The 15,974-nt window shown below is 68.5% G+C and carries 14 protein-coding genes; 3 read left to right on the top strand and 11 right to left on the bottom strand.

Annotation, left to right across the window (positions count from 1 at the left end; genetic code table 11):
• On the bottom strand, positions 1 to 772 hold a 772-nt coding region (locus tag ACE3TL_RS13355; protein ID WP_374579172.1), incomplete at its 3' end, for a hypothetical protein.
• A gap of 350 nt (positions 773 to 1,122) precedes the next feature.
• Between ACE3TL_RS13355 and dctA the strand changes: the two genes are divergently transcribed.
• The 3 genes from dctA (at position 1,123) to ACE3TL_RS13340 (ending at position 4,052) form a co-directional block, all read left to right on the top strand.
• Complete coding sequence (dctA, locus tag ACE3TL_RS13350) at positions 1,123 to 2,427, top strand: C4-dicarboxylate transporter DctA (RefSeq protein WP_374579171.1); 1,305 nt, start codon at positions 1,123 to 1,125, stop codon at positions 2,425 to 2,427.
• Between the two features lie 120 nt (positions 2,428 to 2,547).
• Positions 2,548 to 3,693, top strand: a complete 1,146-nt coding sequence (locus ACE3TL_RS13345; RefSeq protein WP_374579170.1) for a sensor histidine kinase — start codon at positions 2,548 to 2,550, stop codon at positions 3,691 to 3,693.
• Positions 3,690 to 4,052, top strand: coding sequence for a response regulator (locus ACE3TL_RS13340; protein WP_374579169.1), 363 nt, complete (start codon positions 3,690 to 3,692; stop codon positions 4,050 to 4,052). The genes ACE3TL_RS13345 and ACE3TL_RS13340 overlap by 4 nt, the downstream gene beginning before the upstream one ends.
• 65 nt (positions 4,053 to 4,117) lie before the next feature.
• Here the strand turns inward: ACE3TL_RS13340 and ACE3TL_RS13335 are convergent, their stop codons facing one another.
• The 10 genes from ACE3TL_RS13335 to ACE3TL_RS13290 all read right to left on the bottom strand — a co-directional run.
• Positions 4,118 to 4,633, bottom strand: a complete 516-nt coding sequence (locus tag ACE3TL_RS13335) for a CarD family transcriptional regulator (RefSeq protein WP_374579168.1) — start codon at positions 4,631 to 4,633, stop codon at positions 4,118 to 4,120.
• Between the two features lie 280 nt (positions 4,634 to 4,913).
• Positions 4,914 to 5,255: a ferredoxin FdxA gene (gene fdxA / locus ACE3TL_RS13330; RefSeq protein WP_374579167.1), complete on the bottom strand. Its 342-nt coding sequence runs from the start codon at positions 5,253 to 5,255 to the stop codon at positions 4,914 to 4,916.
• Positions 5,256 to 5,355: 100 nt separating this feature from the next.
• A complete protein-coding gene (locus ACE3TL_RS13325) occupies positions 5,356 to 7,725 on the bottom strand; it encodes a penicillin acylase family protein (RefSeq protein ID WP_374579166.1) in 2,370 nt (789 codons plus the stop codon).
• Between the two features lie 32 nt (positions 7,726 to 7,757).
• Positions 7,758 to 8,537, bottom strand: a complete 780-nt coding sequence (locus ACE3TL_RS13320) for a pseudouridine synthase (RefSeq protein ID WP_374579165.1) — start codon at positions 8,535 to 8,537, stop codon at positions 7,758 to 7,760.
• Positions 8,538 to 8,578: 41 nt separating this feature from the next.
• Positions 8,579 to 8,860 (bottom strand): RNA-binding S4 domain-containing protein, encoded by a 282-nt coding sequence (locus ACE3TL_RS13315; RefSeq protein ID WP_374579164.1) that lies wholly within the window; start codon positions 8,858 to 8,860, stop codon positions 8,579 to 8,581.
• Positions 8,857 to 11,391: a helicase-related protein gene (locus ACE3TL_RS13310; RefSeq protein WP_374579163.1), complete on the bottom strand. Its 2,535-nt coding sequence runs from the start codon at positions 11,389 to 11,391 to the stop codon at positions 8,857 to 8,859. The genes ACE3TL_RS13315 and ACE3TL_RS13310 overlap by 4 nt, the downstream gene beginning before the upstream one ends.
• A gap of 194 nt (positions 11,392 to 11,585) precedes the next feature.
• Complete coding sequence (locus ACE3TL_RS13305) at positions 11,586 to 13,415, bottom strand: DUF885 family protein (RefSeq protein WP_374579162.1); 1,830 nt, start codon at positions 13,413 to 13,415, stop codon at positions 11,586 to 11,588.
• Between the two features lie 83 nt (positions 13,416 to 13,498).
• Positions 13,499 to 14,629 carry an ABC transporter permease gene (locus ACE3TL_RS13300; RefSeq protein WP_374579161.1) on the bottom strand — a complete coding sequence of 377 codons (1,131 nt, stop codon included), beginning with the start codon at positions 14,627 to 14,629 and terminating at the stop codon, positions 13,499 to 13,501.
• Between the two features lie 85 nt (positions 14,630 to 14,714).
• Complete coding sequence (locus ACE3TL_RS13295) at positions 14,715 to 15,632, bottom strand: ABC transporter ATP-binding protein (RefSeq protein ID WP_374579160.1); 918 nt, start codon at positions 15,630 to 15,632, stop codon at positions 14,715 to 14,717.
• On the bottom strand, positions 15,629 to 15,974 hold a 346-nt coding region (locus ACE3TL_RS13290; RefSeq protein WP_374579159.1), incomplete at its 5' end, for an HlyD family efflux transporter periplasmic adaptor subunit. The genes ACE3TL_RS13290 and ACE3TL_RS13295, both read right to left, overlap by 4 nt.

Here is a 15,974-nt window from a genome sequence, read left to right as displayed (position 1 = left end):
TATCGCTCCAGGTGAGTTTGATCGCCTCGCTCGGGCGCATCCCGGTCGCGAACAACAAGGTTATGAAGTCCGTTGTCAGTCGGCGAATGGGCTTGGATCGCTTGTACGGGGCCGCTTCGATCCAGGCCGGTGCTGAAACCATCAGCGCGTCCACCTCTGCCTGGGTGAAATGCGGTCGTGATTTGTCGCTGGGCCTCCTCGATTTGACGAGGGGAACCCGCCCTTGTTCCAGCCATCCGTTCTTGACCGCACAGGCGAAGATTTGGCGAAGCGTGACGTCTTCCCCAAGCGCCTTATCGCCGTTTCCCCTCCTCCGATTTGCGAGAGGTGCGCGAATGATCTTTCCCGCCCGCCGATATTCGAGAAACTCCTGTTTGCTTCCCGGCCCGGTGATCCAATAGGCCAGACGCCAGTCGCGGTACTTCTCGATGTCAGCCGGCCGGATTTGATCAATGGCGCGTTGGCCGAAATAGGGCTTTAGGTAGCGCTCAATTCGCTGCCTGTACGCTTTCACCTTCCCGTCGCCCTCGCCACGGGCGAGCCGCTTTGCGTCCAACTCGGCAAGAAGCACGTCAGCCACCGCCCCAAAACCCTTGGTGGTCTCGCTGAGCCCATGTTCCTCGCGAAAGGTGTACTTCATGTATTCCGTGCGCGCGGCCTCAATCGCCGTGGCGCGATCAGCTGTTCGGAGCCCTTTTTGGAACTGCGAGCCGTCGTTGCGCCGCCATTGCGCGTACCAATTCGGGCTGTCGGCCCGATGAAAAATGAGCACCTTGCCGTCGCAAATCCGAAAGGATTTGTGTTCCTCGCCTGCGCTAGACGATGTGTGGCCCTGTAGTGGATCTGTGGTTTGGAGCATTGAAAACAGCGTACTTTTTCCAGCTAAAAGGCGGGTAAACGGTCGCTGTAGTGAACTGTAGTAGACGCTGTGCGTCAAATTGGCGACGACGTAGAGAGTGCTATATAATTGATATTATTGAAATATTGAGGCCGCGATCGGGTGCGCTGCTAATTTGTCTAATTTTTAGGAAAGCGCTGCTCTATCCTGCTGAGCTACCGGGCCGACCGGGGCGGGTGATAGCGCAACGCCGTTCCGGTGTGAATGGCTGGTGGGGGATGTGCATGGCGTTCTTGAGGGTGTTTCGCGTCCTCTATGTGCAGGTGCTGGTGGGCATCGCGCTGGGGATTGCGGTGGGGGCGATCTGGCCTGAGGTCGGGGTCGCGCTGAAACCGTTGGGCGACGCCTTCATCAAGCTCATCAAGATGGGCATCGCGCCGGTGATCTTCTGCACCATCGTCGCGGGCGTGGCGCGGATGGGCGACATCAAGGCCTTCGGGCGGCTGGGCGCCAAGACGCTGCTCTATTTCGAGGTGGTCTCGACCGTGGCGCTGGCCATCGGCCTGATCGTCGGCAACCTGGTCAAGCCGGGGGCCGGCTTCAACATCGACCCGGCGACCCTGGATCCCAGCATCGCCGCCGGTTACGCCGAAAAGGCCCAGCATGGCGAGAGCCTGGTCGACTATCTGCTGCACCTGATTCCGGAGACCTTCTTCGGCGCCTTCGCCGAGGGGAACCTGCTGCAGGTGCTGGTGATCGCGATCATCACCGGCTTCGCCTGTTCGCGGATGGGCGAGTTCGGCGACAAGGCGGCCGGGGTGCTGGAGGACATCGCCAAGGTGTTCTTCTCGATCATCCAGGTGATCGTGAAGCTGGCGCCGATCGGGGCGTTCGGGGCCATGGGCTTCACCATCGGCAAGTACGGCCTGGCCGCCCTGGTGAAGCTCGGCGCGCTGGTGGCGACCTTCTATACGACCTCGCTGCTGTTCGTGCTGGTGGTGCTGGGGCTGATCGCCCTAGCCGCCGGCTTCTCGATCTTCAAGTTCCTGGCCTATATCCGCGAGGAGTTGCTGATCGTGCTGGGCACGTCCTCGTCGGAATCGGTGCTGCCGCAGATGATGGAGAAGATGCAGCGGCTGGGCGCCGGCAAGACGACCACCGGCCTCGTCATCCCCACCGGCTATTCGTTCAACCTGGACGGCACCAACATCTACATGACCCTGGCGACCCTGTTCCTGGCCCAGGCGACCAATGTCGACCTGACGCTGACCCAGGAACTGACCCTGCTGGCCGTGGCCATGCTGACCTCCAAGGGGGCGAGCGGGGTGACCGGGGCGGGATTCATCACCCTGGCCGCGACCCTCGCCGTGGCGCCCACCATTCCGATCGCCTCCCTGGCCCTGCTGGTCGGGGTCGACCGGTTCATGAGCGAATGCCGGGCCCTGACCAATCTGATCGGCAACGGCGTCGCCACCCTGGTCGTCGCCCGATGGGAAGGCGACCTGGACCGCGAGGTCCTGGCCAGGGAGCTGGCGCAAGGGCCGCTGCCGGCCAGGGCGGCGGGCGAGACGGATGCGCCGGCCGACTAGGCTGGCGGCTTCGCTGGGCGAAATATCGGATGCGTCAACCTTGGATGGACTTGCGCGAAGGTAGGTCCTTGGGCAAGATTCAACCCAGGGCTAGTCTCTCCGGCTCCAGGAGACCGCGCCATGTTGGAGGCTCCGGTGCAGGGTGAAGGCGCGGGCGGCGATGCCCGCGACGCCGCCCTCGTGCTTGTGGAGATGATCGAGGCGCTGTCGGCGGCGCGCACGATCGAGGACGTGGCCTCGGTGGTGCGGGCCGCCGCGCGGACCGTCTCGCACGCCGACGGCGTGACCTTCGTGCTGCGCGACGGGGACTGCTGTTACTATCTCGACGAACTGGCCATCGGTCCGCTGTGGAAGGGGCGTCGCTTCCCGCTGGTCCAATGCATTTCCGGCTGGGCGATGCTGAACGGCGAGACGGTGGTCATCCCCGACGTCTATGCCGACCCGCGCATCCCGCACGACCTCTACCGGCCGACCTTCGTCAGGAGCCTGGTGATGACGCCGGTGCGGCCCGGCGATCCGGTGGCCGCCATCGGCGCCTATTGGGCCCAGCGGCGCGAGCCGACGGACGACGAGGTGGCCAAGCTGCAGATCATCGCCCGGGCCACCGCCACGGCGATCGCCAACGTCCAGGCCTACGCCTCGCTGTCTGAGAGCCTCGAGCGGCGCCAACTGCTGATGCGCGAGCTCGACCACCGCTGCAAGAACACATTGGCGGCCGTGCAGTCGATCGCCGACCAGACCTTGCGCCGATCCGGATCGCCGGCCGAGTTCGTCGAGTCGTTCAACGGCCGGATCGGGGCGCTTTCGCGGGCGCACGAGCTGCTGACCCGCGGCGCCTGGGGGCCGGCGGGCCTGGCCGAGGTGGTGGGACAGGCGCTGACCCCGTTCTGCGCCGTGGCGGGCTTGCGGATCTCCGTCTCTGGCCCCGACCTCGGCCTGACGCCGGAGGCGGCGGTGGCCATGCACATGACGCTGCACGAACTGGCGGTGAACGCCACCAAGTACGGGGCGCTGAGCATCGAGGGCGGCAGTCTGGACGTCGCCTGGAAGCTCGACTGCGACGAGGCGCCCACCGAGCTGGAGTTCCAGTGGGTGGAGCGGGGCGGCCCGCCTGTGGGCGAGCCGCGGCGGCGCGGCTTCGGCTCGCGCCTGATCGAGACCGGCGTCGCGCGCGAGCTGGGCGGCCAGGGACAGATGATCTTCGATCCCGAAGGCTTGCAGTTCCGGTTGCGCGCGCCCCTGTCGTCGCGGATTTCGCGGCCATGACCGCCGTGCGGGTGATCCTGGTCGAGGACGAGCCGCTGGTCGCCATGATGATGGAGGACCTCCTGACGGACCTGGGGTGCGAGATCGCCGCTTCGTTCGGCGCGCTGGAGGCGGCGCTGGCCTGGCTGGCCGCTCAGGACACCCCGCCGGACGGCGCGCTGCTGGACGTCAATCTGGGTGGCGGCGAGACGGTGTTCCCACTGGCCCAGCGGCTGCGCGAACAGGGCGTGCCGTTCGTCTTTGCGACCGGCTACAGCACCTTGCCGAGCGGCGACTATCCAGACACGCCGTTGCTGCGCAAGCCAGTCAGCCACGAGGCGTTGCGCCCGCTGGTCGCGGCCTTCAAGGCGGCCGCCTGAGGCCGACATGAAAAACGCCCGGCGGGGCGGCCGGGCGTCTTGAAGTCCGACGAGGTCTGGAAGGCTCAGGCCGCAGCGGCCGCGGTCTTCACCAGGCTCTTGTTCAGGATGATGATCGCCGCCTCGCGGTCGATGCGCTCGATCGCGGCGACTTCGCGGGCCATGCGGTCCAGAGCTGATTCATAGAGCTGACGCTCCGAATAGGACTGTTCCGGCTGGTTCTCGGCGCGGTGCAGGTCGCGGACCACCTCGGCGATCGAGATCAGATCGCCGGAATTGATCTTGGCTTCGTATTCCTGGGCGCGGCGCGACCACATGGTGCGCTTCACGCGGGCGCGGCCCTTCAGGGTGGTCAGGGCCTGGCTGACGACATTGCCCTCGGCCAGCGAGCGCAGGCCGGCGCCGCGGGCTTTCGCGGTCGGGACGCGCAGGGTCATCTTCTCGTGGTCGAAGGTGATGACGTAGACTTCGAGCGAATAGCCGGCGACTTCCTGGGTTTCGATCCCCTGTACCTGGCCCACGCCATGAGCCGGGTAGACGACGTGATCGCCGACAGAGAATTCCAGACCGCTCTTGCTCATTCGCTCAAGTCCTTTTCGACTCTTCCGAACCCGTTAAAAGGCGTTAATCAGTTTCCGACAGCGTAAAGGGCGCCCTCCGCAAAACTGTTGCGGCGCGCCACCCCTTGTTGGAACGGATTATACCTTTAGGACACCCTTCGCCTTTTTCAGCGACGTACATAGGCCGGGAACGGCTTTTCTGCAGAAATGACGGGGCGCGCGAAGTCGCTACCGCCTCATCAGCGTATTTGTTAGCATAAAAATCAGCCGAAAGAAAGGCTTGCCCCGGCGTCAGGGCGCCCTAGGAGCCGCGTCCGGGCTTCTCGCTGAAGTATTTTTCGAACTTTCCGGTCTCGCGCTCGTATTCTTCGCGGTCCTCTGGGGGCTCGCCCTTGACCGTGATGTTCGGCCACACCTTGGCGTAATCGGTGTTGATCCGCAGCCACTTGGAATCCGGGTCGTCCTCGGTGTCCGGCTTGATGGCGTCGACCGGGCATTCCGGCTCGCAGACGCCGCAGTCGATGCATTCGTCGGGGTTGATGACGAGGAAGTTCTCGCCCTCGTAGAAGCAATCGACCGGACAGACCTCCACGCAGTCCATGAACTTACATTTGATGCAAGGGTCCATGACGATGTAGGTCATCGCGGTATACAACTCCGGCCGCACTGATCGGGCGGCGGTTTGTCCGGCTACGACGGCCTAATGTCAATGGCGGGCGCCCTCAACTTATCTGCAAGGGCCGTTAGGAGCCGGGCGCGGGCGTCAGTTTCAGCACCGTCTCGGTGACGTCTTCCACCGCCTTGCGCGAATAGCTGAGCGGCACGTACTGGCCCTTGGCCCACAGCGGGAAGAGATCGCGGAAGTGCGGGTCGCCCGGCTGGCCCGACTGGCCGGGCGTGTTGATGACGCGGCTGTTGTCCCAGGCCCCGACGTCCAGGACCATTCGGAACGAGGCGCCGGCGACGACGCGGTAGTCGTTGGGCCGCCAGGTGGCGGCCAGCGGCGAGAGCGATGTGCCGGCCATCGGCGCGGTTCCGCTGGACCAGGCCTCGCGCTCGGCGGTCGGCAGGCGAGGGGTCAAGACGTGATCGAAGCGGGCCTGGTGCAGGGCGCCCCAGGACCAGGCCTTCGGATCGGGGCCGAGCTTGCCGGCGACCTCGTCATAGGCGGCGATGAGGCTTTCACGCAGGATGGCGTCGCGCGCGCCGGCTGGATCGGCGCCCAGCGTGGCGTCCGGCGCCTCGAGCAGGGCCATCACCGCGGCGATGTCGCCATTGCCCATGATCGCCGCAGCCGCGGGCGGCGCGGCGCGGGCGATGGCCGTGCGGCCCAGGTGCTTGGTGGTCCAGACTTCGTAGAGCGCGGCGCCAGGGCTGGCGGCGTCGGTGCGACCATCCCAGCCGCGGACAAGGTCGAGGGCCGCGGCGAGCTTGGCGTCGTCGGTCTTCATCTGGGCCAGCAGCGTCTGCATCCGGCGGCTGGTGACGTCGGTCGGGTCGGTCTGCAGGGCCATGGAGCCGGCCAGGGTCTGCTTGCCGTCGGCGGACAGCACCTCGACGATCCGCTTCATGCGCGCGTCGTTCGACCATTCGAAGCCGACCTTGCGCTCGGTGTAGGGATAGTCGGCGGGCAGGTTGAACTGGTTGGCCGAGGCGAACCAGCCGGAGGCGGGATTGTGGAGGCTGGGCAGTTCGTCGAGCGTCAGGAACCCGTCCCACTCATAGCGTCCGTCGCCCGGCACGGGGGTCAGGCCGTCCCACCCGGCGCGGCGCGGCACCTTGCCGGCGGCGACCCAGCCGATGTCGCCCTTGGTGTCGGCGAAGACCTGGTTCTCGGACGGCGCGCCCCAGTCGGAGAGCGCGGTCTTGAAACCCGTCCAGTCCTTGGCGGTCATGTAGCCCATGGAGCCGAAATAGGCCGAGGTTCCCGGTTGACCCCAGACGCTGCGCACGGCGAAGGCGCGATGCTTGGCGCCGTCGGCATGGACCACGGGCCCATGGCGGGTGAACGACAGCTCGACCTTGCGCGGCGCGGCCTCGCCCTTGACGGCGATCTCTTCGACCACGCGGGTCATCGGCTCCCAGCCGTCTTTGTAGCGATAGCGGCCCTGGTCGTCGGTCTCGTAGACGTAGAGGTCTTCCTGGTCGGCCGGGAAGATCGTCAGGCCGAAGGCGACCGTGCCGTTGTGGCCGATGGAGACGCCGGGCAGGGCCGGCTCGCCCGCGCCGATCACCGAGAAGCCGGGCGCTTCCAGGTGGACGATGTAGCGCAGGGACGGGGCGCTGTGCTCGCGGTGCGGGTCGTTGGCCAGGATCGGGCGGCCGGTGGCGGTGCGCGAGCCGGCGATGGTCCAGTTGTTCGAGCCGACCGCCTCGGGCGGAACCTCCACCATGGCCAGCTTGCCGTCGTCGGGGACGAAGCGGACGCCGCGGGTGGCCAGGTCGTAGTCGGTCAGCACCTCCTGGGGCACGTCGCAGGGGTCGAGGCCGGCGGGAAGCTTCGGCTCCCACTTCGGTTCGATGTTCTTGTAGAGGCGGGCGGCCTCGATCCCCGCGGCGCAGGCGATGCGGGCGCGCCCGACCTCGTTGGGCACGTTGCGGGTCAGGCCGTGGCTGCGGATGCGCACCACGTCCTGGGCGCTCCACCGGTCCGGCAGGGTTCCGGCGACCTTGAACTCCTGGGGCAGGGGATGCTTGCCCAGGGTGATCTCGTCGATGAAGGCGTTGATCCCGGCGACGAAAGCTTCGGTGTTGTCGCGCGTGCCGGCGCCGTAGGCGGCCCACTCCTTCTCCATGTCGCCGCGATAGAGGAAGAGGCGGGCGGCCCGGTCCTGGGCCACGTAGTCGGGGCCGAAATCGCGGGCCAGCAGGCCCAGGCCCCGCTTGCGCCACAGGTCCACCTGCCAGAGCCGGTCGCGGGCGACGTTGTAGCCTTGCAGGAAGAAGGCGTCGCGCTTGTCGGCCGCATAGATGTGGGCGATGCCCCAGCGGTCGATGCGGATCTCCGCCGGATGGGAGAGGCCGGCGACGGTCGCGGTCTCCTGCCGGGGCGCGGCGTGGGCGGCGGTGGCGAGAAGGCTGGCGAGGAGCGTGAGGGGGACCAAGCGTTGCATGCGGCCACGCTAGGTCTCCCGGAGGCGTCTGACTAGCCTTGGCCTTTGGACGCAGCGATGAGGGCGGCGCGTTCCTCCGCCGTCAGCGGCCGCCACCTGCCCTCCGGCAGGTCGCCCAGCTTCAGCGGCCCGACCCGCACGCGCATCAGGTCGACCACACGCAGCTCGACCAGTTCGGCCATGCGGCGGATCTGTCGGTTGCGGCCTTCCTGCAGCACCATGTTCAGCTTCTGCTCGCCGACCTGGGTCACCTTGGCGGGGCGCAGCTTGCGGCCGTCCAGCTCCAGGCCATGGCGCAGCAGGGCGATCTTCTTCGGCGTGATCTCCCCGGTCAGGAGCACGTTGTATTCCTTGTCGATCTCCGAGGCCGGCCCGATCAGAGCTTTCGCCAGCACCCCGTCTTCCGACAGCACCAGCAGGCCGCGGGACTCCCGGTCCAGCCGGCCGAGCGGGGCGAGATTGTTGGCGGCGGTGGGGGCGCTCGCCTCGGCGTCGCCCCACAGCGCCTGGCGGGTCAACAGGGTGACTGCCTCCACCTGGTCGCCTTGCGGCAGGGAGGAGACGATCCCCATCGGCTTGTGCAGCACCACCGACAGGCTGGAATCCAGCTTCTGTTGGGCGCTGTCGTTCAGCGCCAGGGTCTGGCCGGGCTGGATCTTGCGGCCGGCGTCGTCCACCCGCTCGCCGTCGATGAACACCAGGCCTTGAGCGATCAGGCCCTCGGCCTCCCGCCGCGAGCAGACGCCGCTCTGGGCGAGCCACTTGTTGACGCGCTGGGGTTCGGGATCTTCGTATCTGCGGGTCCAGGCCATGGGGTTCTCTAGGCCGGGGCGGGGCTCAGGCCAAGTCGCCCTCAGCCGGCGTCCATCTGCGAATAGAGGCCGCGCGCCTCCTGCGCCGGGCCGCGGCGCTCGCCCAGGGCCTCGACCACCACGGCGATCAGCCTTCCGCCAAGGGCGAAGACCAGGCGGTCGCCGACCTTCACCGGCCGCGCGCACTTGTCGATGCGGGTCTCCGAGCCGCCCCGCGTCAGGCGCACCTTGCCCTCGTCGAGGAATTTGGCCGCCAGCGAGCGGGTCTTGAAGAACCGGGCGCGCCACAGCCAGACGTCCGCGCGGCAGGCCTCGTCGCTCATGGCACCGCCGCCTTGGGCCTGCGCCGCCGCCTCGGGCGTCGGGCTGGCGCAGGCCTGTCCTTGAGCGCCGCCAGGGCCGCGAAGGGCGAATGGGGCGAGGGCGGCGGCTCGGGACGCTCGCGGGCCTTCTCGCCGCGGCGGCGCCAGACCACGGGCTCGCCGGCCCTGGATTTCGCGGTCGGCGCAAAGCCCAGGGCGCGGAGGATTTCGCGGGCCTCGCCCTCGCTCCAGCCGAGCTCCTCGCGCGCCTGGTCCGACAGCAGGCCAGGCTTGGCCGCCGAGCGCAGCAGCGCATCCAGCCGCTCCAGCGCCTCGACCGGGACGGCGAGGCGGCCGACCGCGCGCAGGCCGAAGGCGGCGAGCACGGCGGGGCTCGGAGGCGGGGCGGTCAGACGATTGACGGCCCCCGGCCGGGGGCGCCCCTCGCGCGGAACGAAGCCCTGGGCGAAGGCCATGGCCTGGGGCCGCAGCAGGCCGGGCAGGTAGAGGCTGAAGGCGCCCAGCCGCACTCCCAGCGCCTTCAGGGCCCGGCGCTCGACCTGGCTGAGGGCCTTGGCCTCGGCGCGAACCAGGGCGCGGTCCAGCACCCCGCCGTTCTCGATCAGGCGATAGGCGATCCCGCGGGCCAGGCCCTTGATTCGGCCGCTGGCGAGGGCCGCTTCCAGCTTGCGCAAGGGGCCGAGCCGGCGCGCCGCCTCGGCCGCGAGGAAGGCTTCCAGGCGCCGGGCCGCCCGCTCGCGCGCCGGGGCCGGGCCGAGCTCTCCGAACAGCCGCACGCGCGGCGCGAGCGGCGTACCGCCCGCCACTGCGCCGGCCGCCTCGCCGCGCCACAGCACCAACCCCTCGGCCGTGAAGCCGAACGCCGCGTCCGGCTCGGCGGCCAACTGGCCCAGCCGCTTGGCGATCTCCGGCGAGACCGCGGCGACCGCCGCGGCCCGCAGAGCCTTTTCCTCCAGGGCGCTGGTTCCCTGGGCAGGCTGGAAGGCGACGCCGGCCAGCTTGCCGACATACTGGCCCTCGACCGTCACCTCGCCGTCGCTCGCCACCCCGGCCAAGAGGTCGCTGCGGACATTGAGCGCCCGCATCAGCACGCTGGTCCGCCGGTCGACGAACCGGGCCATCAGCTTCTCGTGCAGGGTGTCGGAGAGCCGGTCCTCCAGGGCGCGGGTCTTGCCCTGCCAGGCGCCGGGGTCGGCCAGCCAGTCGGGCCGGTTGGCGACATAGGCCACGGTGCGCACGCTGGCCAGCCGCGCGGCCAGGGTGTCGATCTCGCCGTCGGTACGATCCAGGTGCCGATATTGGCCCGCGATCCAGTCCTCCGGCACCTTGCGGTTGCGGCTGGTCAGCCAGCCGAAGAACTCGCGCACCAGCCGGATGTGCTCCTCGCCCGAGGTCTTGCGGAAGTCCGGTGTCTGGCAGACGTCCCAGAGCCGCGTCAGGGCGGTACGGTCGCGCGCGCAGCGCTCGATCACCTCCGGCTCGTCCGACAGCGCGTGCAGGGTCTTCTCGTCCAGCGCTTCGCCCGCCAGCTTCAGGCCCGGCCGTCCGGGCGGGGTGGTCAGCGACTTCAGCAGCTTCTGCAACGAGCTGAAGTCGAGGTCGGCGCTCCGCCATTCGGCCCCGGCGATGGCGTCGAAGCGATGGTCCTCCACCGCTTCGATCAGGTCGGCGTCCATGTCCTCGCAGTCGCCGGTGACGCCGAAGGTCCCGTCGCGGGTGAAGCGCCCGGCGCGGCCGGCGATCTGGCCGACCTCGGACGGGTGCAGGAAGCGGGTGCGGCGGCCGTCGAATTTGCGCAGGCCGGCGAAGGCCACGTGGTCGACGTCCATGTTCAGGCCCATGCCGATGGCGTCGGTGGCGACCAGGAAATCGACCTCGCCCGACTGGTAGAGCGCCACCTGGGCGTTGCGGGTGCGCGGGCTTAGCGAGCCCATGACCACCGCCGCCCCGCCGCGCTGGCGGCGGATCAGCTCGGCGATGGCGTAGACCTGGTCCGCGGAGAAGGCGACCACGGCCGAGCGCCGCGGCAGGCGGGTCAGCTTCTTCGGCCCCGAATAGGTCAGGCGCGAGAACCGTTCGCGCGTCACGATCTCGGCGTCGGGCAGCAGGGCGCGGACCAGCGGCGCCATGGTTCCCGCGCCCAGCAGCATGGTCTCGAAGCGGCCGCGGGCGTGCAGCAGGCGGTGGGTGAAGACGTGCCCGCGCTCGGGGTCGGCGCAGAGCTGGATCTCGTCGACCGCCAGGAACTCGACCTGGCGGCTGAGCGGCATGGCCTCGACCGTGCAGACGAAGTACTGCGCCCGGGGCGGGACGATCTTCTCCTCGCCGGTGATGAGCGCCACGCACGCCGCGCCGCGCAGTTTGACGATGCGGTCGTAGATCTCGCGCGCCAGAAGGCGCAGCGGCAGGCCGATCATGCCGCTGGCGTGGCCCAGCATCCGCTCGACGGCCAGATGGGTCTTGCCGGTGTTGGTCGGCCCCAGCACCGCCGTCAGTTTCGGCGGCCCGGCGTCCGAGAAACGCGCGCTCATAGCCTCAAGGTGGGACGGGATTCGGCGCGCGGCAAGCGGGGCTTGGCGGCCAAGTTGCTCCCCCGCTGGGGGAGCTGTCGGCCGAATGGCCGACTGAGGGGGACTTTGACTCCTCTCACGAGAAGAGCAGTCCCCCTTCCGTCTCGATGCTATGCATCGATCCACCTCCCCCAGCGGGGGAGGAATTGATCGTCCTACTTCTTCGCCGCGGCGATGTAGTTGTCGATCACGTTGTCCAGCACGGTCAGCGGGGTTCCACCGGCGAGCAGGCCGGCGTCGTGGAACTTGCGGATGTCGAACCTGCGGCCCAGCGCCTTCCGGGCCCGCTCGCGGCCGTTCATCCAGGTGATCTTGCCGACCATGTAGCTGCAGGCCTGGCCCGGCCAGACGCAGTAGCGCTCAATTTCGGTGATCGCGGCGGCCTCGGCGTCGCCGATGTTGTCGATGTAGTATTTCAGCGCCTGTTCGCGGCTCCAGCGCTTGTGGTGCATGCCCGAGTCGACCACCAGGCGCACGGCGCGGAACATGGCGTCGTGCAGCATGCCGATGTGGCCCAGCACGTCGTCCCGGTACATGCCCATCTCGACGGCCAGTTGCTCGGCGTAGAGCGCCCAGCCTTCGCTATAGCCCGAGAACCCGGTCACCTTGCGGATCAGCGGCAGGTCGCCGGCCTCGTTGTTGAGGGCGAGTTGCAGGTGGTGGCCCGGAAGTCCCTCGTGATAGGTCAGGGTCGGCAGGGTCCAGGCGGGCACCTCGGCGGTGTCGCGCAGGTTGATCCAGTAGATGCCGGGCCGCGAGCCGTCGAGGCTGGGGGAGTTGTAATAGCCGCCCGGCGCGCCGGCCTCGATGGCCGGGGGCACGCGGCGGATCTCGAGCGGCGCCTTGGGAAGTTGGCCGAACCACTGCGGCAGCTTGGCCTGGATGACCTTCACCTGCTCGTTCAGCTTGGCCAGCAGCTCTTCCTTGCCTTGGTCGGTGTTCGGATAGACCTGGCGGGGGTCGGTCGCCATCTGGCGATAGCGCTCGCCGACCGTTCCCTTGGAATAGCCGGCCTTCTTCATCAGCACGTCGGCCTCCGCGCCCAGGCTGCGGACCAGGTCGAGTCCGGTCTGGTGCACCTCGTCGGGGCCGATGTTGGAGGTCGTGTAGTTGCGCAGCGAGACGGTGTAGTACTCATCGCCTTTCGGCAGGCGCCAGCAGCCGGCGTCGTGCACCGCCTTGGGGCGCAGGCTTTCCAGCAGTTCGGCCTGGCGCTGCATGGCCGGGCGGACCTTGTCGAGATAGAGGCCCTGGGCGGCCTTGGACCAGTCGCCTTCGATCTTCTTCTCGCCGGTGCGGCGCACCAGGCTGGCCACCAGCGGCGCCTTGTCGGGCTCGTAGGCCAGGAACGCCTTGAGCTGGGTCAGGGACTTGTCGATCACGAAGTCGGGCGGGACGACGCCGAGGGCCACGTCGTGGCGCACGACCTCGGCCTCCTGATCCATCAGGCGGCCGAAGGCTTCCATGCGCGAAAGATAGGCGTCGACGTCCGGCTTGGCCTCGATCACGTGCTGGGTGTCGAGGAAGTCCGGCATCTGCTGGTAGGAGCCGGTGAGCTGGGAGATGACATAGGGCGCGCCCGAGCCCTGGCCGCCATAGTCGAACCTGCGATTACCCTCGTCCTGCACGGACAGCACGAAGTCGACGGTGTCGTAGTTCACCGCGTCCATGCCGGTAAGCTGCTTGCGATCGATGCGGCGCAGCTCGGCGAGGTCCCGGGCGGTGTCGGCCTTGTTCTCGGCCAGGGCGGTCAGCGAGAAATCGGACAGCTCGTGCTTGGTCCAGGCCAGGACGCCCTTGTCGAGGCCGAGCTCGGTGGGCAGCTCGGGCGAGCGGCGGAAGGTCCGCTCCATGGCCTTGTCGAAGAAGGCGTACATCTTCGCCGCCTCGCCCGAGGCTGGAGCGGCGGCGGCTGCGATCTTCGGCGCGGCGGCGGCGAGGCCGAAGGCCGCGGCGCTGGTCAGGAGGTCGCGACGGCTTTGCATGACTTTGAGGCTCCCCGATGTGCTGTCGTAACAGGCCCCAACGCTGTTACACCGGGCCGGGCGAAGCGCCTCGTTAAATCGCGCTAATCCAGGGTGCGGCGATAGCGGGCCATGGCCAGGGCCGTGACCACGCACGCGAAGGCGAGCAGGGCGGCCAGTTCGCGCCACATGTCCAGGGTTCCCTGGCCTTTCAGCAGCGCGCCGCGCACCACGCGTAGGAAGTGGGTGACGGGGACGATCTCGCCGAGCGCCTGGGCCCAGGCGGGCATGCCGCGGAACGGGAACATGAAGCCCGACAGCAGGATCGAGGGCAGGATGTAGAACATGCTCATCTGCATGGCCTGGAGCTGGGTCCGCGCCACGGTCGACATCAGGAACCCCAGCGCCAGCGAGCCGACGATGAAGAGGGCGACGCCCAGCGACAGGCCGAGCCAGCCTCCGACCATCGGGACGTCGAACAGCAGCCGCGCCAGGATGAGGATGATCGCGGTCTGGATCAGGCCGACGGCGACATAGGGCGCGAGCTTGCCGGCCATCACCTCGATCGGCTCGACGGGCGTGGCCAACAGGCTCTCCATGGTGCCGCGCTCGGCCTCGCGCGTCACCGACAGGGCGGTCATCATGACCAGCGTCATGGAGAGGATGATCCCCAGCAGCCCGGGGACGATGCTGTAGGCGGTGATCGCCTCGGGATTGTAGCGGCGGTGGACGACCACCTCGAACGGCGCCTTGCCGATCGCCGGGGCGAGCGCGCCCTTCAGATCGTGAGCCAGGGCCTGAGTCGGCAGGGCCGCCAGGGCGGCCACCGCCGGACCGGTGGCGGACGGGTCGGAAGCATCGGCCTCGACCAGCACCTGGGCGCCGTCGCCTCGGGCCAGGCGACGGGTGAAGTCGCCCGGAATGGTGATCGCGAACTGGACCTCGCCGCGGCGGACGAGATCGTCCAGCTCGGCGGGGCTGCGCGCCTGGGCCACGAGGTCGAAATAGGAGCTGTTCTTCAAGGCCGCGACGATGGAGCGGGCGAAGACGCTGTCCTCCTGCACCAGCAGGGCGGTCGGCAGGTGGCGCGGCTCGGAATTGATCGCATAGCCGAACAGCAGAAGCTGCATGACCGGGACGGCCAGCATCATCGCATAGGTCAGCCGGTCGCGCGTGAGCTGCTTGAATTCCTTGATCATCACCGCCGCGACGCGTGTCAGGGAGAAGCTGCTCATCCTGCTTCGCTCCTGGCGGAGCTTCGCAGGACAGGTCCTGGCGAAGGGGAGAGGGCTCGCCCTCCGAAGCCTTGGCGAAGGAGCCTCATTTGAAGTTGTCCTCGGACGTGTCCATCAGGCGGATGAAGACGTCTTCGAGGCTGGGCTGGACCTCTTCCCAGCGGAACGGCGCGCGGCGGTAGGGGGCCAGCGCGGCTTCAAGCGCGGCGCGGTCGGTTCCGGAGACGTGCAGCGACTGGCCGAAGGGGGCGGCCATGTCGACGCCGGGCAGGGCGGCGATCTCGCCGGCCAGCCGGTCGATCCCTGGCCCCTCGCCGTTGAAGGTGACGAGGCCGGCGCCGGCGATCACTTCGTCGGCCGCCCCGCGGGCGATCAGCCGGCCGTAGCTGATATAGGCGATCTCGTGACAGCGCTCGGCCTCGTCCATGTAGTGGGTGGAGACCAGCACGGTCAGGCCCTCGGCGCTGAGGGCGTGGATCTCGTCCCAGAAGGTGCGCCGCGCCTTGGGATCGACGCCGGCGGTCGGCTCGTCGAGCAGCAGCAGCCGGGGTTCGTGCAGGGTGGCGGAGGCCAGGGCCAGCCGTTGCTTCCAGCCGCCGGATAGCGAGCCGGCGAGCTGGCGGCGGCGTTCGAGCAGGCCCAGGCGTTCCAGCGCCCGGTCGACGCGCGCCTTGCGGCGGTCGAGCTCGTGCACCCGGGCGGCGAACTGCAGGTTCTCCTCGATGGTCAGGTCCTCGTAGAGCGAGAACCTCTGGGTCATGTAGCCGGTGCGGCGCTTGATGAGGTTGGCCTGGGCGATGATGTCGAGGCCGAGCGCCGTGCCCTGGCCGCTGTCGGGGGTGAGCAGGCCGCACAGCATGCGCAGGGTGGTGGTCTTGCCCGAGCCGTTGGGGCCGAGGAAGCCGCAGATGCGCCCTTCCTCCACCTGCAGGTCGACGTCCTGGACGACGTGCTTGTCGCCGAAGCTCTTGTTGAGGCCTCGAACGTCGATGGCCAGCGTCACTTGCCGCGCTCCAGCGGCTGGACGTCGACCGGCTGGCCCGGATTGAGCCGGGCCGATGGGACAGCCTCGACCAGGAAGACCATGCGGTCGCGGGTCTCGCGGCTGTAGATCACCGGCGGGGTGAACTCCGGCCGCGGGCTGATGTAGCTGATCCTGGCGCTCAGCCCTGAAGGGCAGCCGTCGCAGGCGAAGCGGACGCTGGCGCCGGGGCGGTAGGCGGCGATCTCGGCCTGGGGCACGAAGAACCGCAGCTTGATCCTATCGTCCGGCAGCAGCGAGACGATCGGCTGGTTGGCCGGCGCCCACTCGCCGGCCTGGAAGAAGACGTCCTCGACCCGGGCG

The organism is Phenylobacterium sp., assembly GCF_041920015.1.
Taxonomy (GTDB): Bacteria; Pseudomonadota; Alphaproteobacteria; order Caulobacterales; family Caulobacteraceae; genus Phenylobacterium.
Note: the sequence above shows the minus strand (reverse complement) of the source record. Positions and strands in the feature narration are given on the sequence as shown.